Consider the following 19,333-nt stretch of genomic DNA (forward strand, 5'->3'; position numbering starts at 1 on the left):
GGCAACGTGACGTCTGATACGGCACGGGCACGTACCCTGTCCTGTTGTGCCGAACGCCAACAATGACATCCCCGCCCCGCAGCCCGAGCGGACTCCGCAGTCGACGAACGCGCTGAGCCACGTACAGCGACGTGCCGTGAGCGAACTGCTGCGGGTGTCCCCCGTGGCGGACGACCTGGCCCGCCGTTTCCAGGAGGCCGGGTTCACGCTTGCCCTGGTCGGCGGCTCGGTACGGGACGCGCTCCTGGGCCGGCTCGGCAACGACCTGGATTTCACCACCGACGCACGGCCCGAGGACGTCCTGAAGATCGTCCGGCCGTGGGCCGACGCGGTCTGGGAGGTCGGCATCGCCTTCGGCACCGTCGGCTGCAAGAAGAGCTCGTTCGACATCGAGGTCACGACCTACCGCTCCGAGGCGTACGACCGGACCTCACGCAAGCCCGAGGTGTCCTACGGCAACTCCATCGAGGAAGATCTGGTCCGCCGGGACTTCACGGTGAACGCCATGGCCGTGTTCCTCCCGCAGAAGGAGTTCATCGACCCGCACGACGGCCTGGAGGACCTGGCCGCCCGGGTGCTGCGGACGCCTGGGACGCCGGAGGAGTCGTTCTCCGACGATCCGCTGCGGATGATGCGCGCGGCCCGCTTCGCCGCGCAGCTGGACTTCGATGTCGCCCCCGAGGTCGTCGCCGCGATGACGGCGATGTCGGACCGCATCGAGATCGTGTCGGCGGAGCGCGTACGGGACGAGCTGAACAAGCTCATCCTGGCGCCGCACCCGCGCAAGGGCCTGAAGCTGCTCGTCGACTCGGGTCTCGCCGACAAGGTGGTGCCTGAGCTTCCCGCGCTGCGGCTGGAGCGTGACGAGCATCACCGTCACAAGGACGTCTATGAGCACTCGCTGACGGTCCTGGAGCAGGCGATCGACCTCGAAGAGGACGGGCCGGACCTGGTGCTGCGGCTGGCGGCGCTGCTGCACGACATCGGCAAGCCGCGGACGCGCCGTTTCGAGAGCGACGGCCGGGTCTCCTTCCACCATCACGAGGTGGTGGGGGCGAAGATGACCAAGAAGCGGATGACCGCGCTGAAGTACTCGAACGACATGGTCAAGGACGTCTCCCGGCTGGTGGAGCTGCATCTGCGTTTCCACGGCTACGGGACGGGCGAATGGACCGACTCGGCCGTCCGGCGGTACGTCCGCGACGCCGGCCCGCAGTTGAAGCGGCTGCACAAGCTGACCCGCTCGGACTGCACCACGCGCAACAAGCGCAAGGCCAACGCGCTCTCCAGGGCCTACGACGGCCTGGAGGACCGCATCGCGCGGCTCCAGGAGCAGGAGGAGCTGGACGCGATCCGGCCGGACCTGGACGGCAACGAGATCATGCAGATTCTCGGCATCGCTCCCGGGCCTGAGGTCGGCAAGGCGTACAAGCAGATGCTGGAGATCCGCCTGGAGCACGGGCCGATGGACCGCGAAGAGGCCGTCGCCGCGCTCAAGGAGTGGTGGGCCACGCAGAGCCAGGGCTGACGGCGGTGGGTGTGTTTCACGTGAAACACACCCACCCGGAGCGCTGGTTTCACGTGAAACGGGCCGGCATCCTGACCTGTTTCACGTGAAACACCGCGCGCGATCCCGCTGAGGCGTTACTTCGTCTTCGACAGGCACAGGACCAAGTGGGTGTCCGAACGCCTCCGCCGCTCAACGGTCTTCGCATACGCGAGGGTGCCCTTGGTGCACACGGACATGTCGCTGGTGTCCGTGTGGACCTCCTCGACCTTGTACTCGGCCTGCGCGGACCCGCAGTCGACGACCTCGAAACCGCCGTCGATCGTGCTGCCGCTGTTGTGCATGCAGTCGCCGACTTCGGCGTTCTCGGCGTCGTCCAGGCTCATCAGCCAGAAGACACCGAACGTGACCAGAGCGATGACGACGCCGATGCCCTTCAGGATCGTCTTGGCGGACGGTCCGTTGCGGGACGGACGCGGCGGGGGAACGGGAGCGCCGCCCTGCCCGTACGGCTGCTGCGGGTTCGGCACGTAACCCTGCTGCGGCGGTTGCCCGTACGGCGCCTGCTGCGGCGGGTGGGCATAGCCGCCCTGGGGCTGACCGTACGGAGCCTGCGGCGCTTGCGGGTAGGCGGTCTGACCGTACGGCGGCTGACCGTACGGCGATTGGCCGTGGGGCTGCTGTCCGTACGGGCCCTGGCCATATGGGTTCTGACCGTATGGGTTCTGGCCGTGCGGTGGTGTGGTCATGAGAGTCCCCCGATGCTGATCTGCGCAGGCGCGCGTGTATGACGCCCGTAAGGTACCGGGTCTTGTGACGTCGTCGCAGCGGCGGTTGGTGCTGCGTCAGTCGGAGGAGTGGCGCTGTGCGGCGCCGAGGCGGAGCATCCCCGCGAAGGTTGCCGCGTAGAGCCCGGCCACCACGACCACCAATTCGACCGACTTTCCGTCCGGCGGGAGCATGAGCGCCGAGACCGCGGCGGCGCCGACGAAGGCGACGTTGAACAGCACGTCGTAAACGGCGAACACCCGGCCGCGGTAGGCGTCGTCGACCGTGTACTGGACGACCGTGTCGGTGGCGATCTTCGTCCCTTGGGTGCTGAGGCCGAGCACGAAGGCGGCGGCCAGCATCGGGCCGGGAGTGAACGGCAGCCCCAGAGCCGGCACCAACACCGCGCCCGCTGCGGCGCAGCAGGCGATCCACCCGAACGGCGTGAGCCGGGCGATGGCCCAGGGCGTGATGAGCGCCGCGGCGAAGAAGCCCGCCCCCGAGACGCCGACGGTGATCCCGAGCAGTGCCAGCCCTTCGGACTCCGTTGCCGACCAGGCGTAGCGGCACAGCATCAGCACCATGACCGTCAGCGCGCCGTAGCAGAACCGCACCACCGTCATCGCGATCAGCGCGCGGGCGGGAACACGCCGCTGTACGAGGTGCCGCAGGCCGTCATGCAGGCCCCGCGCGGTGCTCAACAGGGCTTCTTTCAGGCGCCCTTGGAGCAGAGAAGGGTCGGGGCCGAGGAGGTCGGGCGCCATTCGCAGGGCGGTCAGGGACGAGCACAGATAGAGGGCCGCGCTGAGCAGCACGACGAGCGCATCCGCCTGCGGGCCGATGAGCCGGACCGCGAAGGCGAGCCCTCCGCCGGCCGTCGCGGCGAGCGTTCCAGCCGTAGGGGAAAGGGAGTTGGCGACGACCAGCTGCTCTTCACCCGTCACCACTCGGGGCAGCGCGGCGGAGATCCCGGCCAGTACAAAGCGGTTCACGGCGGTGACGGACAGCGCCGATGCGTAGAACAGCCAGTCGGGAACGCCGATGAGGATCAGGGCCGCGGTCGCGGCGGCGAGGAAGGTGCGCAGAAGGTTGCCGCGGAGCAGGACCTGGCGTCGGCGCCAGCGGTCCAGCAGGACGCCGGTGAACGGGCCGAGCAGGGAGTAGGGAAGCAGCAGGATCGCCATGGCGGAGGCGATGGCGGCGGGCGAGCTCTGCTTCTCCGGGGAGAAGACGACGAAGGTGGCGAGCGCCACCTGGAAGACGCCGTCGGCTGCTTGTGAGAGCAGCCGTGCGGCCAGAAGTGAACGGAAGTCGCGCAGCTTGAGTAATACGCGGAGATCGCGCACGGCAGGCATGGCGCACAGCTTCACACAGCCCGCGGGCCTCCGGGAGTCATATCCGGAGGCCCGCGGGGAGGCGTGATGCCGGGTGGGTCAGCGCTCGACCTCGGCCTTGATGAACTTCTCGACGTTCTCGCGCGCCTCGTCGTCGAAGTACTGCACCGGCGGCGACTTCATGAAGTAGGAGGACGCGGAGAGGATCGGGCCGCCGATGCCCCGGTCCTTGGCGATCTTCGCGGCGCGCAGCGCGTCGATGATGACGCCCGCGGAGTTGGGGGAGTCCCAGACCTCGAGCTTGTACTCCAGGTTCAGCGGCACATCGCCGAAGGCGCGGCCTTCGAGGCGGACGTAGGCCCACTTGCGGTCGTCGAGCCAGGCCACGAAGTCGGAGGGCCCGATGTGGACGTTGTCCTCGCCCAGCTCGCGGTCCTTGATCTGGGAGGTGACGGCCTGCGTCTTGGAGATCTTCTTGGACTCCAGGCGCTCGCGTTCGAGCATGTTCTTGAAGTCCATGTTGCCGCCGACGTTCAGCTGCATCGTGCGGTCCAGGACGACGCCCCGGTCCTCGAAGAGCTTGGCCATCACACGGTGCGTGATGGTGGCGCCGACCTGCGACTTGATGTCGTCACCGACGATCGGGACACCGGCTTCGGTGAACTTGTCCGCCCACTCCTTGGTGCCGGCGATGAAGACCGGAAGGGCGTTGACGAAGGCGACCTTGGCGTCGATGGCGCACTGGGCGTAGTACTTCGCGGCGTCCTCGGAGCCGACAGGGAGGTAGCAGACCAGAACGTCGACCTGCTTGTCCTTGAGGACCTGGACGATGTCGACCGGAGCCTGCTCGGACTCCTCGATCGTCATGCGGTAGTACTTGCCCAGACCGTCGAGGGTGTGGCCCCGCTGTACCTGCACACCGGCGTTCGGCACGTCGCAGATCTTGATGGTGTTGTTCTCGCTGGCGCCGATGGCGTCCGAGAGGTCGAGGCCGACCTTCTTGGCGTCGACATCGAAGGCGGCCACGAACTCGATGTCACGCACGTGGTAGTCGCCGAACTGCACGTGCATGAGACCGGGCACGCGAGTGTCCGGGTCGGCGCCCTTGTAGTACTCGACGCCCTGTACCAGCGAGGCGGCGCAGTTGCCCACGCCGACGATGGCTACGCGAACCGAACCCATTCCGGTTGCTCCCTGTGTGCTCGCTGAGGCCCTGCTGGGCAGGCCCTCATGTGGTGGTGTCATCGGACGGGTCCGGCCGGGTACCACCCCGGTGCCGGGGCAGGCCGCCCGTATCTCCTGACTGATCCTGCTTGTCCCGTGCTGCGGACTCCGGCGCACGCCGATCGTGGCCGGAGCGCTCACTTTCGATGAGCTCGTTCAACCAACGGACCTCGCGTTCCACGGATTCCATGCCGTGGCGCTGTAGTTCGAGGGTGTAGTCGTCCAGCCGCTCGCGAGTGCGGGCCAGTGAGGTGCGCATCCTTTCGAGGCGTTCCTCCAGCCGGCTGCGGCGGCCTTCCAGCACGCGCATCCGTACGTCCCGTGACGTCTGGCCGAAGAAGGCGAAGCGGACGCCGAAATGCTCGTCCTCCCACGCATCCGGCCCGGAGTGGGAGAGCAGCTCCTCGAAGTGCTCTTTCCCCGCCGTGGTCAATCGGTAGACGATCTTTGCCCGGCGTCCTGCCGCTGCGGGAGCGCACTCAGGGGCGCCGCCCGTCTCCTCGATGAGCCAGCCGGTCGCGACCAGCCCCTTGAGGCAGGGGTAGAGGGTGCCGTAGCTGAACGCACGGAAGACCCCGAGCGAGGTGTTGAGCCGTTTCCGCAGCTCGTAGCCGTGCATCGGGGACTCGCGCAGCAGGCCCAGGACGGCGAATTCGAGGATGCCGGACCGTCTGCTCATCCTCCACCTCCTCGGCCTCGTACGTTCTTTATCTCGTGCTGATGTATCGACTCGATACATCCAGACGATAGAACGGGCACCAGGACGGAACAAGCAAGGGGACGGTGAACGGCGTCACATCACTGATTCTTACTACCCAACCTGCCTGATTTGGAGTGAATTTCGACGGTGGGCAGGTTTTGGCCCTGCGTAGTCTGTGCGGCATGCAGACTGCCGGGAACTGTGGGCCTATACGTGGCGTCCCCGTCCTCGGTGCCGTGCGACCCGCGCGTCAGGAACGGGTCGTGCATCGGGGGGACCTGAAGTCAACTGCCGCCTTCAGGCGACGAGATAGCGCGCCTGCCCGAGGAGTAGCCGTTCCATGAGCGAGCACCGTCGCAAACCACCACAGCCACAAGGTGGTGGACGCGCCGCGGCCCGACGTGCCGCGCAGCAGTCATCGGGACGGCGCGGGTCGCCTTCGCGTGGCGCTGCTGACGACGCCACGCCTTCTTCCGCCGCGCACGGCCAGGAACGGCCGGCGGGCGGACGGGCCGAAGCGCGCCGTGCCGCCCAGCGCGGTGGCCGTCGGCGGGCGCCCGACACCGCCGTGGGATCGGGAGCGGGACGCGGCGGCCATGGCGGCCGGGGGCGTCGCACCGGTGGCGGCGGGTCGGAGGGAGGGCGTGGCCGGGGCCGCGGTCGTGGCGGGGACGGGCCGGCGAAGAAGCGCCTCATCGACTACCCGCGGGCGAACAAGGTCGGTTGGAAGCGGTTCGTACCGTCCTGGAAGCAGGTCACGGCGCTGTGCGTCGGCTTCATCGGACTGATCGTCGGCGTCTCCGGCATAGCGCTCGCACTGGTGCAGGTACCTCTTGAGAGCGCCGCCGCGCGTCAGGAGAACAACGTCTACTACTGGGCCAACGGCGACATCATGGCCCGCGACGGCAAGACGAACCGTCAGATCGTCGACATCAGTGACATCCCGCGGTCGATGCAGGACGCGGCGATCTCCGCCGAGAACGCGTCGTTCGAGAAGGACTCCGGCGTGGACCCGAAGGGGATCCTGCGTGCCGTGGTCAAGATGGCCCAGGGCGGCGACACCCAGGGCGGTTCGACCATCACCCAGCAGTACGTCAAGAACGCCATGCTCTCGCAGGATCAGACGCTCGACCGCAAGTTCAAAGAGCTCTTCATCTCCATCAAGGTGGGCGCGAAGGTCCCGAAGCCCAAGATCCTCCAGGGCTACCTCAACACCAGCTACTACGGCCGGAACGCCTACGGCATCCAGGCCGCCGCGCAGGCGTACTACGGCAAGGACGCCAAGGACCTCAAGCCGGACGAGAGCGCCCTGTTGGCCACCGTCCTCAAGGGTGCGGACCTGTACGACCCCGCCGGCGGCAGCGGGCCGCACTCCACGCGGAAGGCCAACACCGCGCGTGCGCAGTCGCGTTGGTCCTGGATCCTCGACCGTGAAGTCGAGGTCGGCCGCATGACGAAGAGCGAGCGGGCCAAGTACAAGAAGTTCCCCCAGCCGCAGGAGCCGAAGCCGGTGGCCAGCAAGGGCGGCCAGACCGGCTACTTGATGGACACCGCGAAGAAGTACGTCCTCAAGAACACCGACATCAGCGAGGCGGCCTTCGACAAGGGCGGCTACCAGATCCACACGACCTTCGACAAGAAGAAGGTCGAGGACCTTGCCGCTTCGGTGAAGAAGGTCAGCAAGCGCGATATCCATCCGGAGAAGCGGGCCAAGGACAAATACGTCCAGTTCGGTGGCGCCTCCGTGGAGCCCGGCACCGGCAAGGTCGTCGCGCTCTACGGCGGTGAGGGTTACGACAAGGGCCACTTCAGCAACAACGCCGACACCTTCGGTGTGCCGGTCGGCTCGACGTGGAAGCCGTTCGTCCTCGCCGCCGCGATGAAGTACGGCACGAAGCACAGTGACGGCCAGGGGATCTCCCCCGACAGCCGCTACAACGGCAACGACCACCTCAAGGTGAAGGACGCCGACGGAAATTACGTCATGAAGCAGGACGGCTCGCCGTTCTACCAAGTGAACGAGAGCAATCACCCATGGGGCTACATCAGCCTCATGAAGGCGATGGAGCAGTCCGTCAACACCCCGTTCGTCCAGCTCGGTATGGACGTCGGGATGGACAAGGTCCGCGACATGGCCAAGGCGGCGGGCATCTCCGAGGGAAGCTTCGACAAGAACCTCAACCCGTCCTTCGCACTGGGTACTTCCACGCCCAGCGCGATCCGCATGGCCAATGCCTATGCGACCTTCGCGAAGTCGGGCACCAAGGTCGAGCCGTACTCGGTGACCGAGGTGACGCACAAGGGAGAAACCGTCGAGGGGATCGAGGAGCCGTCGAAGGAGTCGGCCATGGAGCCCAACATCGCCAACAACGTCACCAAGGCGCTGGAGAACGTCATCCAGAACGGTACGGCGCAGGAGGCGCAGAAGCTGGGCCGGCCGGCCGCCGGCAAGACCGGTACCACCGACGAGAACAAGTCGGCCTGGTTCGTCGGCTACACCCCACAGCTCTCGACAGCGATCACGATGTTCCGTGAGGACGCCAAGAACCCCCGCCAGCTCTCCATGAACGGTGTCGGCGGCCACGACTCGATCCACGGTGGCGCTCTGCCGACCGAGGTGTGGACCCAGTACATGATGCAGGCGATGAAGGGCATGCCCGTGCGGCAGTTCCCGGCCGCCGATCCGATCGGGCAGCGCACGGACGAGGAGGGCATGCCGACCCCGACTCCGACCCCGACTCCGACTCCCACACCGACCCCGACGCCGACCGAGAAGCCGTCCGAGACCGCCACGCCGTCGCATTCGCCGAGCCCGACGCCGACGGAGACCTGCGCGGAATGGGACATCAACTGCCAGAACAGCGGCGGAACGACCGGCGATCCGGGCGGTGAGACCGGCGGCGATACGGGCGGGGACACCAGCCCGACTCCCGACCCAGGGGATACCGACAGCGGCGGCATCTTCGGATGACCCCGCTCGGTTTCCCGTGGAACAGCGTCCGTTTCACGTGAAACCGCGGAAACTCGAAGCCCCCGACCCGGCTCGACCGGGCGGGGGCTTCGCCACGTTCTGCTCAGGAGTGTGCGGCAGGATGGGGCCATGACGAGCGTGCGACAGGACGAGTCCGTACGGCCTACGCGACGGGACGAGGTGGCGGCGGGCGGGAGCGAGCTGATCGGAGGCCCGATCGGACGCCACGCACTGCTGGGCCTGAGTCGTCTGACGCCGGTACGGGTCATCGCGCTGGTCGCCATCGGCATGTTCGCGCTCGGCATGGTGCAGAAGCTGCCGTGCTACAACGGCGGCTGGTTCTTCGGCGCCACGACGCAGTACACCCACGCCTGCTACTCCGACATCCCCCACCTCTACGCGGGGCGCGGCTTCGCCGACGGGCTCATCCCGTACTTCGACCGCCTGCCCGGCGACATGCAGTACCTGGAGTACCCGGTGCTGACCGGGCTGTTCATGGAGGTCGCCTCCTGGATGACACCGCACGGGGGCGGCATCCAGGAGCGTGAGCAGATCTACTGGCTCGTCAATGCCGGCATGCTGCTGGTGTGCGCGGCCGTGATCGCCGTCTGTGTGGCCCGTACGCACCGGCGGCGTCCGTGGGACGGGCTGCTCGTCGCCCTGGCACCCGCCTTCGCGCTCACCGCCACCATCAACTGGGACCTACTGGCCGTCGCGCTGACCGCCGCGGGGATGCTGATGTGGTCGCGCAGCCGTCCACTGGCCGCCGGGGTGCTGATCGGGCTGGCGACCGCGGCGAAGCTGTATCCCGTACTCCTGCTGGGGCCGCTGCTGATGCTCTGCTGGCGGTCCGGGACCTGGCGCGCGTACGGGCGGTGCCTGACGGGGGCCGTGGCCGCGTGGCTGGTGGTGAATCTGCCCGTGATGATCTCGTACAACGGGGCCGGTTTTCACCTGCGCGAGGGCTGGGCGAAGTTCTACACGTTCAGCCAGGAGCGTCCCATCGACTTCGGGTCGGTCTGGTTGCTGATCTCGCAGCGCACCGGCAACCCGCTGGAGAACGCCAACCTCTACGCGACGCTGCTGATGATCGTCGGCTGTGCGGGTCTGGGCCTGCTGACCCTCTACGCGCCACGCCGGCCCCGCTTCGCGCAGCTCGCGTTCCTCGTCGTCGCGCTCTTCATCCTGACGAACAAGGTCTACTCGCCGCAGTACGTGCTGTGGCTCATCCCGCTGGCCGCGCTCGCCCGGCCGCGCTGGCGGGACTTCCTGATCTGGCAGGCGTGCGAGGTCATGTACTACCTCGGGATCTGGATGTACCTGGCCTACACGGGCAGCGGCGACAAGCATCAGGGACTGCCGCTGGAGGGGTACCAGCTGACCATCGTGCTGCACCTGCTGGGCACGCTCTACCTCTGCGCCGTCGTTCTCAGGGACATCCTGATGCCGGAACGGGACGTGGTCCGCAGGGACGGCGACGACGACCCGTCGGGTGGCGTCCTGGACCACGCGCCGGACGTCTTCGCGCTCGGACAGGCGCACCAGGTGCCACGGCACGCGGCGCACTTCGAAGGGCCGCCCGTCCGCTGGGGCGCCGTCCGGGAGTGACTCCAAGGCCCGTGGAACGACGAGGGGCCCGGTGTCCGCAGAGGAGTTCTGCGGACACCGGGCCCCTTCCGTTCCTGGCGTGCCCTGCCGGTGGCGTCAGCGGTCGACGATGCGGTCGAACTGCGTGGTGGTGTGCCGCAGATGGGCCACCAGCTCCTCTCCGACCTGCGGCTCGGGTGCGTCACCCGGCACGAACAGGATCGACACCTGCATGTGCGGGGGCTCCGCGAACCAGCGCTGCTTGCCGGCCCAGACATACGGTGCGAGATTCCGGTTGACGGTCGCAAGACCCGCGCGGGCCACGCCCTTCGCCCGCGGCATCACGCCGTGCAGCGCCTTGGGTGACTCCAGGCCGACGCCGTGCGAGGTGCCGCCCGCCACCACGACCAAGTAGCCGTCGGACGCGGCCTTTTGCTGGCGGTAGCCGAAGCGGTCGCCCTTCGAGACGCGGGTGACGTCGAGGACCGAACCGCGGTACTCGGTGGCGTCGTGGTCGCCGAGCCACAGCCGGGTGCCGATCCGGGCGCGGAAGCGGGTCTGCGGGAACTGCTGCTGGAGACGCGCGAGTTCACCGGCCTTGAGGTGGCTGACGAACATCGTGTGCAGCGGGAGGCGGGCGGCACGCAGGCGGTCCATCCAGCCGATGACCTCGTCGACGGCGTCCGATCCGTCGGTGCGGTCCAGCGGCAGGTGGATGGCGAAGCCCTCCAGCCGGACGTCCTCGATGGCCGTGGCCAGCTTCGGCAGGTCCTCCGGCGTGACGCCGTGCCGCTTCATGCTGCTCATGACCTCGATGACGACCCGGGCGCCGACCAGGCCGCCCACGCCTTCGACCGAGGAGACCGAGCGGATGGCGCGGTCGGGCAGCGGCACCGGCTCCTCGCCGTGCCGGAACGGGGTGAGGACGAGCAGATCGCCGCTGAAGTAGTCCTTGATGCGGGCTGCTTCGTAGGTCGTGCCGACGGCGAGGATGTCGGATCCCAGGCGGGTGGCCTCGTCGGCGAGGCGCTCATGGCCGAAGCCGTAGCCGTTGCCTTTGCAGACCGGGACCAGCCCGGGGAACTGCTGGAGAACGCTCTGGTGATGCGCCCGCCAGCGCGCGGTGTCGACGTAGAGGGTGAGCGCCATGGCCGGGCCCGGAACCTTTCTCGTGGCTGGGGTGTGACAGAGGGACGAACGGTGAGGTGGTCAGCGGCGGGACATGTACATGTCGAGCGCCTTGTGCAGCAGCTTGTTGAGCGGGAAGTCCCACTCGCCGAGGTACTCAGCCGCCTGCCCGCCCGTGCCGACCTTGAACTGGATCAGGCCGAACAGGGGGTCGCTCTCGTCCAGCGAGTCGCTGATGCCGCGGAGGTCGTACACCGTGGCGCCGAGCGCGTAGGAGTCGCGCAGCATCCGCCACTGCATCGCGTTGGACGGCCGTACCTCGCGCTTGTGGTTGGCCGAGGCGCCGTAGGAGTACCAGACGTGGCCCCCGACGATCAGCATCGTGGCGGCGGCCACGTTCTCGCCCTCGTGGCGGGCGAAGTAGAGCCGCATGCGGTTGGGGTCCTCGGTGTTGAGGGCCGACCACATCCGCTGGAAGTAGCCGAGCGGACGCGGCCTGAAGTGGTCGCGCTCCGCGGTGATTTCGTACAGGCGCTGCCACTCGGCGAGGTCCTCGTAGCTGCCCTGGACCACCTCGACGCCGGCCTTCTCGGCCTTCTTGATGTTGCGGCGCCAGAGCTGGTTGAAGCCCTTGTGGACGTCTTCCAGGGAACGGTTGGCCAGCGGCACCTGGAAGACGTAGCGGGGCTGTACGTCACCGAATCCGGCGCCGCCGTCCTCGCCCTGCTGCCAGCCCATACGGCGCAGCCGGTCGGAGACCTCGAACGCGCGCGGCTCGATGTGCGTCGCCTCGACGTCGCGCAGGCGCTTGACGTCCGGGTTCTGGATGCCGGCCTTGATGGCCGTGGCGTCCCAGCGGCGGATGATGACCGGCGGGCCCATCTTCACGGAGAACGCGCCCTGCTGCTTGAGATGCGTGAGCATCGGCCGCAGCCACTCCTCCAGGTTCGGCGCGAACCAGTTGATGACCGGTCCCTCGGGGAGGTAGGCGAGGTAGCGCTTGATCTTGGGGAGCTGGCGGTAGAGGACCAGGCCCGCGCCGACCAGCTCGCCGGTGGCGTCGAACCATCCCAGGCTCTCCGAGCGCCACTCGGACTTGACGTCTGCCCAGGCCGGGACCTGCATGTGGCTCGCCGCGGGCAGGCTCTGGATATATGCCAGATGCTGCTCTCGGCTGATGGTCCTCAGGGTCAGGCTCATGCGGGGCGCTCCTCGGCAGGTGTGTCCCCATGGTCGGGGCTCCGGCTCTCGCGCCGAAGCCTACTGGGGAGCGCTCCATTCGGGCGTACGGGAGCCGGGCGCACGCCCGTCCGTCGCGGGAGGGCGACGGAGCGGGCCGCGTCCGCCACCGGACGCGGCCCGCGGGGGACGCGCTAGAAAACGCCGCCGAAGAGGCCGCCGTGCGCCAGGCCGATGTAGAAGCCCAGGGCCGCCGCCCCGAGGCCGATGATCAGCAGGAAGCGTTCGCCCGTCGTCGACGAGATGAACTGGCCCCAGAGGCCCGTGCCGATGCCGATCAGGCCGACCCAGGAGCTCACGAGGTGCAAGCCGGGCGACAGGGTGGTGAGGACGGCGATCGCGCCGAGTGCCACGGTCACCGCGGCGAGGGTGTTCTCCACTGGATGCGCCTTGCCGTCGCTGTTGAGGAGCGAGAGCAGATTTCGTTGGGTCCTTACGGCCTGTGCCATCCGGCACCTCCCATGACAGGGCGGCGAACTGTAACGCCGCTCACACCCGATGGGTTCCAGATTGGGGGGTCCTGCAGTCGGATTTCAACCGGAAGCACTCAGGCAGGTACTCTGTACGGTCTGCGCCCTTGTCTGTCCGGATCCTCCGGCAGCATCGGTGCGGAACGCATCACGACCCTCCTGCCACGGAACGACCGTGGCCGCTGAGTCCAAAGGAGGTGGGTTCCACATGCGTCACTACGAGGTGATGGTCATCCTCGACCCCGATCTCGAGGAGCGCGCTGTCTCCCCGCTGATCGAGAACTTCCTCTCCGTCGTCCGTGAGGGCAACGGAAAGGTCGAGAAGGTCGACACCTGGGGCCGTCGTCGTCTCTCGTACGAGATCAACAAGAAGCCCGAGGGCATCTACTCGGTCATCGACCTGCAGGCCGAGCCTGCGGTCGTCAAGGAGCTCGACCGTCAGATGAACCTGAACGAGTCGGTCCTCCGGACCAAGGTCCTCCGTCCCGAGACCCACTGAGCGCGTCAGCGCCAGCGGTAACCGGGTCCGAGCAGTAGCAACACCAGCAGCCAGCAGCACACCCGCCGAGAGGTTCCCCTAATGGCAGGCGAGACCGTCATCACGGTCGTCGGCAATCTTGTCGACGACCCCGAGCTGCGCTTCACCCCGTCCGGTGCGGCGGTCGCGAAGTTCCGCGTCGCGTCCACTCCTCGCACCTTCGACCGTCAGACCAATGAGTGGAAGGACGGCGAGAGCCTGTTCCTGACCTGCTCGGTGTGGCGTCAGGCGGCGGAGAACGTCGCCGAGTCCCTCACACGGGGCACCCGTGTCGTCGTGCAGGGCCGCCTGAAGCAGCGGTCGTACGAGGACCGCGAGGGCGTGAAGCGCACGGTCTACGAGCTCGACGTCGAGGAAGTGGGCGCGAGTCTCAAGAACGCCACGGCCAAGATCACCAAGACCAGTGGTCGCGGTGGCCAGGGTGGCGGCGGCTTCGGCGGCGGTCAGCAGGGCGGTGGCGGCCAGGGTGGCGGCGGTTGGGGCGGCGGCCCCGGCGGCGGCCAGCAGGGCGGCGGCGGGGCTCCCGCCGCCGACCCGTGGGCGACCAGCGGTCCGGCCGGCGGCGGCCAGCAGCAGGGTGGCGGCGGCGGTGGCTGGGGCGGTAGCTCCGGCGGCGGCTACTCGGACGAGCCGCCCTTCTAGGTCCGTACGGCCGGCTGCGTCTGTTTCACGTGAAACAGGCGTCGTGTCACGGCCTGCGGCCTGAGGGCGTCAGCACAAACTTCTTGAACTCACTGGAGAGAGATAATGGCGAAGCCGCCTGCTCGCAAGCCTAAGAAGAAGGTTTGCGTGTTCTGCAAGGAGAAGATCTCCTACGTCGACTACAAGGACACGAACCTGCTGCGGAAGTTCATTTCCGACCGCGGCAAGATCCGTGCCCGCCGGGTCACCGGCAACTGCACTCAGCACCAGCGTGACGTCGCCACGGCTGTGAAGAACAGCCGTGAGATGGCGCTGCTGCCCTACACGTCCACCGCGCGATAAGGGAAGGGTGACCGAATCATGAAGATCATCCTCACCCACGAGGTCTCCGGCCTCGGCACCGCTGGCGACGTCGTTGACGTCAAGGACGGATACGCCCGTAACTACCTGGTCCCGCGTGGTTTCGCGATCCGCTGGACCAAGGGTGGCGAGAAGGACGTCGAGCAGATCCGTCGCGGTCGCAAGATCCGCGAGATCGCCACGATCGAGCAGGCCAACGAGGTCAAGGGCCAGCTCGAGGGCGTCAAGGTGAAGCTCGCGGTCCGTGCCGGCGAGGCCGGCCGCCTGTTCGGCTCCGTCACCCCGGCCGACGTCGCTTCGGCGATCAAGGCCGCCGGTGGTCCGGACGTCGACAAGCGTCGCGTCGAGCTCGGCTCGCCGATCAAGAGCCTGGGCGCGCACCAGGTCTCCGTGCGTCTGCACGCCGAGGTCGTTGCGAAGCTCGGCGTCGAGGTCGTCGCCGCGTAATCGCATCGCAGCAGCACGCCGAAGGGCCGCATTCCGGAAACGGGGTGCGGCCCTTCGCCGTACCCGGGGCTCAGTCCTCGTCCTGGGCCCGGCGGTAGAGGTTGGCGATGTCGTCGTCGAAGTAGGCGGCGTAGGAGATGTCGTCCTCGTCGCCGCCGCCTTGATGGCCGCCCAGCACACCGATGACCGTTCCGGTCTGGCTTCTGGGGTCGTAGTCGGCGAGCCAGGGGCTGCCGCTCGTGCCGCCCGCGAAGTCGGTGCAGTGGACGCGCATCTGCGTGTTGCTGAACTTCGTGGTGCGGTTCTGGCAGGAGATCGGGGTGTCGCGGCTGGACGGATAGCCGGTGATCTTGACTTCGTTGTCGAAGCCGCGGTCGATGCCGAGGGTGTTGCCGCCCAGGACGTCCTGGATCTGTTTGCCGTCCTTGCCGTTCAGGGTGAGGAAGGCGACGTCGAGGTCCGGGTCGTTGGACTTGGCCCAGCGGGTGTCGACGACGACCTTTTTGACCTTCCACAGGCCGGTCGGCTCGTCGCCGTCGCGGTAGTCCGGGGCGAAGACGAGGTCGTCGACGGGCTTTCCCGCGTCGCTGTCGAAGGCGCAGTGGGCTGCCGTGACCAGCATGTTCCGGCCGGGGCTCTGCACCACGCTCGCGGTGCAGAAGTGGTCACCGGAGTCGTCCTTCTCGAAGACCGTGCCGATGCGGGCGTTCTCCTCCGTCCGGCGTGGCGTGTACGCGCTGCCGTCGGATGCGGGGGCCGTCGCGGCGGGGTCCTGGTCCTGGGGCTCCCCCGGTCCGCCGGACTTGCCGAAGCCGTCACGACCGGCGAGGACGGTGTGGCTCTCCTCGGTGGAGTAGCCCACGAGGACGCCTGCCCCGATGACGAGGAGCGTCAGGGGGAGGACGGATTTCCTGGCAAGTGAGCGCACGCCGTCATTATCAACAACGCTCCGGAATTGCGGAGGTGGTTCAGCGCGAGGCTCCGGTCACAATCCACCGGCCCGAGCGGGTCCGCAGCCACAGGGTCAGCAGGCGTACGGCCATCATCAGGCCCATGGTCCACCACAGGGCCGTCAGTCCGCCGCCGATGGCGGGTACGGCCAGTGCCACCGGCGCGAACAGGGCCAGCGTCACCAGCATCGCCCCGGCCAGGTACGGCCCGTCGCCGGCGCCCATCAGCACGCCGTCGAGGATGAAGACGACGCCGGATACGGGCTGGGTGAGGGCTACGACCAGAAGAGTGGTGAGCAGCGGTCCGCGCACGGCGGGGTCGGAGGTGAACAGCGGGATGAACAGCGGCCGGGCCAGGGCCACCAGAACGCCGAGCACCACGCCGGAGGCGATGCCCCACTGCACCATGCGGCGGCAGGCTGCCCTGGCGCCGTCCCGGTCGCCGGCGCCGAGGTAGCGCCCGATGATCGCCTGACCTGCGATGGCGATGGCGTCGAGGGCGAAGGCGAGCAGGGACCAGAGGCTGAGCACGATCTGGTGGGCGGCGACCTCGGCGTCTCCGAGGCGGGCGGCGACGGCGGTGGCGATCATCAGCACCGCGCGCAGCGAGAGGGTACGGACGAGGAGGGGGACGCCTGCCTGGGCGCTGGCCCGGATTCCGGCCGCGTCGGGGCGCAGCGAGGCGCCGTGCCGGCGTGCGCCGCGGATCACCACGCCGAGGTAGACCGCCGCCATGCCGCACTGGGCGATGACCGTGCCCCAGGCGGAGCCGGCGATGCCGAGGCCGGCGCCGTAGACGAGGGCGACATTGAGGACGACGTTGGCGGAGAATCCTCCGATGGCGACGTACAGCGGGGTCTTGGTGTCCTGGAGGCCGCGCAGCACGCCGGTCGCGGCCAGCACGACGAGCATCGCGGGGATGCCGAGTGCGCTGATGCGCAGGTAGGTGGCGGCGTACGGGGCGGCGGTGCCGGAGGCGCCGAAGAGTTCCACCAGCCATGGGGCGGTGGGCAGCACGGCGGCGATGACGGCGGCGCCGAGGAGGAGGGCGAGCCAGATGCCGTCCATGCCCTGGCGGACGGCTGCGGAGAGGTCGCCGGCGCCGACCCTGCGGGCGACCGCCGCGGTGGTGGCGTAGGCGAGGAAGACGAAGACGGAGACGGCGGTGGTCAGCAGGGCGGCGGCGACGCCGAGGCCGGCCAGCTGGGGGGTGCCGAGGTGGCCGATGACGGCGCTGTCGGCCATGACGAACAGGGGCTCGGCGACGAGGGATCCGAAGGCCGGCAGGGCGAGGGCGAGGATCTCGCGGTCGTGTCGGCGGGCGGTGCGCCGTGGCGTCGCGGGAGCCTGTGTCATGCGCACAATCTAATCTTCCACAGGTAAGTGATGCAAGTGGCCAGCAGTCCTTACTTTCCGCTGTGTGGAGTTCCCTTCTCCGTGCCGTTTGTCGCGATCATGAACAGGTTGCCGAAGTTTTTCTCCCCCACAGGCTATGGATGAGGAAATCGCAGGTCAGGCAGGTGGCGGCGGCGTGATTGTGTGCTTGTCCACAGATGTTTCCCCCGGGCCGTGCACAGGTTCGGGGGACTTCTCCACAGCTGGAGGCCAGTCATCCACACGGCCTGTGGATAACCAGATTGGCGGACGGTGCGCGCGGGCCTACCGTGGTCCGGCGCCCGCCACCTGTTTCCGGCCCGGAAGTCATCCGAACTCGACGCACCATAACCGGAGTCGGGCGTCTCGATTGTCAGAGCTGTGCCGTAAGAAAGAGGGGCACAGTGAGGTCCGCGTCGCGGACGGGAGGAGGTGCCAGGGTGAGCATGGCCGAACCCGTGGAGGACCCCTGGGCGGACTCCGGTCCGAGCGACCGGCTGCCGGCCGGCCGCTTTCGTCGAGGTGACGGCAAGGGCCGTGGCCGGGGCGACCGCCAGGACCGTGAGGACGACGGCCAGGGCTCCTGGGGCGGCGGCTTCGAGCGGGTGCCTCCGCAGGACCTCGACGCCGAGCAGTCCGTGCTCGGCGGCATGCTGCTCTCCAAGGACGCCATCGCGGACGTCGTCGAGGTCCTCAAGGGCGAGGACTTCTACCGGCCGGCGCACGAGCTGGTCTTCCAGGCGATTCTCGACCTGTATGCCAAGGGCGAGCCGGCCGACCCGATCACCATCGCGGCGGAGCTGACCAAGCGCGGCGAGATCGCCCGGGTCGGTGGCGCGTCGTATCTGCACACCCTCGTGCAGTCCGTGCCGACCGCCGCGAACGCGGAGTACTACGCGGAGATCGTCCACGAGCGGGCCGTGCTGCGCCGCCTGGTCGAGGCCGGTACCCGCATCACGCAGATGGGATACGCGGCCGACGGCGACGTCGACGAGATCGTCAACAGTGCCCAGGCGGAGATCTACGCCGTCACCGAGCAGCGCACCAGCGAGGACTACCTCCCGCTCGGCGACATCATGGAGGGCGCACTCGACGAGATCGAGGCGATCGGCTCGCGCCAGGGCCAGATGACGGGTGTGCCCACCGGGTTCACCGACCTCGACTCCCTGACCAACGGCCTGCACCCGGGCCAGATGATCGTCATCGCGGCCCGTCCCGCCATGGGTAAGTCGACTCTCGCGTTGGACTTCGCGCGTGCCTGCTCGATCAAGAGCAACCTCCCGAGCGTGATCTTCTCCCTCGAAATGGGACGCAACGAGATCGCGATGCGCCTGCTGTCGGCGGAGGCCCGGGTGGCGCTGCACCACATGCGTTCCGGCAGCATGACGGACGAGGACTGGACGCGGCTGGCCCGCCGGATGCCGGACGTCTCCGCCGCGCCGCTCTACATCGACGATTCGCCGAACCTCTCGATGATGGAGATCCGCGCGAAGTGCCGCCGCCTGAAGCAGCGCAACGAACTGAAGCTGGTCGTCATCGACTATTTGCAGCTGATGCAGTCCGGCGGTTCCAAGCGCGCCGAAAGCCGTCAGCAGGAGGTCTCGGACATGTCCCGAAACCTCAAGCTGCTGGCCAAGGAGCTCGAACTCCCCGTCATCGCGCTCTCGCAGCTGAACCGTGGCCCCGAGCAGCGCACGGACAAGAAGCCGATGGTCTCCGACCTGCGTGAATCCGGCTCGATCGAGCAGGACGCCGACATGGTCATCCTGCTGCACCGCGAGGACGCCTACGAAAAGGAATCCCCCCGCGCGGGCGAGGCCGACCTGATCGTCGCCAAGCACCGTAACGGCCCGACGGCGACGATCACGGTGGCGTTCCAGGGCCACTATTCGCGCTTCGTGGACATGGCGCAGACGTGATGCGGAGCGGCGCGGGGCCGCGATAGCCGTCGGAATTCTCCGGCAGATACCGGACGGGGGGGGGGGGGGGGGGCCCCCCCACCCCCCCCCCCCCCGGGGGGGGGGGGGGGGGCCCCCCCCCGCCCCCCCCCCGGCCCCAGATGGGAGGGGGGGTGTTGTTTGGGGGTGTGAAATT

General features: G+C 68.2%; 17 protein-coding genes. 8 read left to right on the top strand and 9 right to left on the bottom strand.

Annotated features, from left to right (window positions below):
* The first annotated feature begins 46 nt into the window (after positions 1 to 46).
* On the top strand, positions 47 to 1,528 hold the full coding sequence (locus tag ACIBK8_RS31575; RefSeq protein ID WP_399045658.1) for a CCA tRNA nucleotidyltransferase: 1,482 nt from the start codon (positions 47 to 49) through the stop codon (positions 1,526 to 1,528).
* A gap of 116 nt (positions 1,529 to 1,644) precedes the next feature.
* Here the strand turns inward: ACIBK8_RS31575 and ACIBK8_RS31580 are convergent, their stop codons facing one another.
* From ACIBK8_RS31580 to ACIBK8_RS31595, 4 genes are all read right to left on the bottom strand, one after another.
* On the bottom strand, positions 1,645 to 2,256 hold the full coding sequence (locus ACIBK8_RS31580; RefSeq protein WP_399045660.1) for a hypothetical protein: 612 nt from the start codon (positions 2,254 to 2,256) through the stop codon (positions 1,645 to 1,647).
* Positions 2,257 to 2,352: 96 nt separating this feature from the next.
* Positions 2,353 to 3,630: an MFS transporter gene (locus tag ACIBK8_RS31585; RefSeq protein WP_399045662.1), complete on the bottom strand. Its 1,278-nt coding sequence runs from the start codon at positions 3,628 to 3,630 to the stop codon at positions 2,353 to 2,355.
* Between the two features lie 78 nt (positions 3,631 to 3,708).
* A complete protein-coding gene (locus ACIBK8_RS31590) occupies positions 3,709 to 4,791 on the bottom strand; it encodes an inositol-3-phosphate synthase (protein ID WP_399045663.1) in 1,083 nt (360 codons plus the stop codon).
* A gap of 46 nt (positions 4,792 to 4,837) precedes the next feature.
* Positions 4,838 to 5,512 carry a PadR family transcriptional regulator gene (locus ACIBK8_RS31595; protein ID WP_399045664.1) on the bottom strand — a complete coding sequence of 225 codons (675 nt, stop codon included), beginning with the start codon at positions 5,510 to 5,512 and terminating at the stop codon, positions 4,838 to 4,840.
* A 361-nt stretch (positions 5,513 to 5,873) separates the two neighbouring features.
* Between ACIBK8_RS31595 and ACIBK8_RS31600 the strand changes: the two genes are divergently transcribed.
* Together ACIBK8_RS31600 and ACIBK8_RS31605 are read left to right on the top strand one after the other, a co-directional pair.
* Positions 5,874 to 8,504, top strand: coding sequence for a transglycosylase domain-containing protein (locus ACIBK8_RS31600; RefSeq protein WP_399045666.1), 2,631 nt, complete (start codon positions 5,874 to 5,876; stop codon positions 8,502 to 8,504).
* 129 nt (positions 8,505 to 8,633) lie between these two features.
* Positions 8,634 to 10,112 carry a glycosyltransferase family 87 protein gene (locus ACIBK8_RS31605; RefSeq protein WP_399045668.1) on the top strand — a complete coding sequence of 493 codons (1,479 nt, stop codon included), beginning with the start codon at positions 8,634 to 8,636 and terminating at the stop codon, positions 10,110 to 10,112.
* Between the two features lie 96 nt (positions 10,113 to 10,208).
* Here the strand turns inward: ACIBK8_RS31605 and ACIBK8_RS31610 are convergent, their stop codons facing one another.
* The 3 genes from ACIBK8_RS31610 to ACIBK8_RS31620 all read right to left on the bottom strand — a co-directional run bounded on the left by ACIBK8_RS31610 (position 10,209) and on the right by ACIBK8_RS31620 (position 12,907).
* Positions 10,209 to 11,240, bottom strand: coding sequence for an alanine racemase (locus ACIBK8_RS31610; protein ID WP_399045670.1), 1,032 nt, complete (start codon positions 11,238 to 11,240; stop codon positions 10,209 to 10,211).
* Positions 11,241 to 11,300: 60 nt separating this feature from the next.
* On the bottom strand, positions 11,301 to 12,419 hold the full coding sequence (locus ACIBK8_RS31615) for a lipid II:glycine glycyltransferase FemX (protein WP_399045671.1): 1,119 nt from the start codon (positions 12,417 to 12,419) through the stop codon (positions 11,301 to 11,303).
* Positions 12,420 to 12,592: 173 nt separating this feature from the next.
* A complete protein-coding gene (locus ACIBK8_RS31620; RefSeq protein ID WP_399045673.1) occupies positions 12,593 to 12,907 on the bottom strand; it encodes a hypothetical protein in 315 nt (104 codons plus the stop codon).
* A 229-nt stretch (positions 12,908 to 13,136) separates the two neighbouring features.
* Here ACIBK8_RS31620 and rpsF point away from each other — a divergent pair, with 229 nt between their 5' ends.
* The 4 genes from rpsF (at position 13,137) to rplI (ending at position 14,915) form a co-directional block, all read left to right on the top strand.
* On the top strand, positions 13,137 to 13,427 hold the full coding sequence (rpsF, locus tag ACIBK8_RS31625) for a 30S ribosomal protein S6 (protein WP_003978891.1): 291 nt from the start codon (positions 13,137 to 13,139) through the stop codon (positions 13,425 to 13,427).
* Positions 13,428 to 13,508: 81 nt separating this feature from the next.
* Complete coding sequence (locus ACIBK8_RS31630; RefSeq protein WP_399045675.1) at positions 13,509 to 14,108, top strand: single-stranded DNA-binding protein; 600 nt, start codon at positions 13,509 to 13,511, stop codon at positions 14,106 to 14,108.
* 105 nt (positions 14,109 to 14,213) lie between these two features.
* The gene (rpsR, locus tag ACIBK8_RS31635; protein WP_003978893.1) at positions 14,214 to 14,450 is read left to right on the top strand and encodes a 30S ribosomal protein S18; all 237 of its coding nucleotides are present in this window, start codon (positions 14,214 to 14,216) and stop codon (positions 14,448 to 14,450) included.
* Positions 14,451 to 14,468: 18 nt separating this feature from the next.
* Complete coding sequence (gene rplI / locus ACIBK8_RS31640; protein ID WP_393684426.1) at positions 14,469 to 14,915, top strand: 50S ribosomal protein L9; 447 nt, start codon at positions 14,469 to 14,471, stop codon at positions 14,913 to 14,915.
* A 70-nt stretch (positions 14,916 to 14,985) separates the two neighbouring features.
* Here the strand turns inward: rplI and ACIBK8_RS31645 are convergent, their stop codons facing one another.
* Both ACIBK8_RS31645 and ACIBK8_RS31650 read right to left on the bottom strand, forming a co-directional pair.
* Entirely contained in the window at positions 14,986 to 15,843 is an 858-nt protein-coding gene (locus ACIBK8_RS31645) for a trypsin-like serine peptidase (protein WP_399045677.1), read from the bottom strand.
* A 40-nt stretch (positions 15,844 to 15,883) separates the two neighbouring features.
* A complete protein-coding gene (locus tag ACIBK8_RS31650; RefSeq protein WP_393684428.1) occupies positions 15,884 to 17,221 on the bottom strand; it encodes an MATE family efflux transporter in 1,338 nt (445 codons plus the stop codon).
* Between the two features lie 464 nt (positions 17,222 to 17,685).
* On the opposite strand from ACIBK8_RS31650, the gene dnaB reads away from it, so the two are divergent.
* Positions 17,686 to 19,158, top strand: a complete 1,473-nt coding sequence (gene dnaB, locus ACIBK8_RS31655) for a replicative DNA helicase (RefSeq protein ID WP_227047947.1) — start codon at positions 17,686 to 17,688, stop codon at positions 19,156 to 19,158.
* The last annotated feature ends 175 nt before the right edge of the window (positions 19,159 to 19,333 follow it).

The sequence above is a fragment of the Streptomyces sp. NPDC050161 genome (genome assembly GCF_044460025.1).
Lineage (GTDB): Bacteria > Actinomycetota > Actinomycetes > Streptomycetales > Streptomycetaceae > Streptomyces.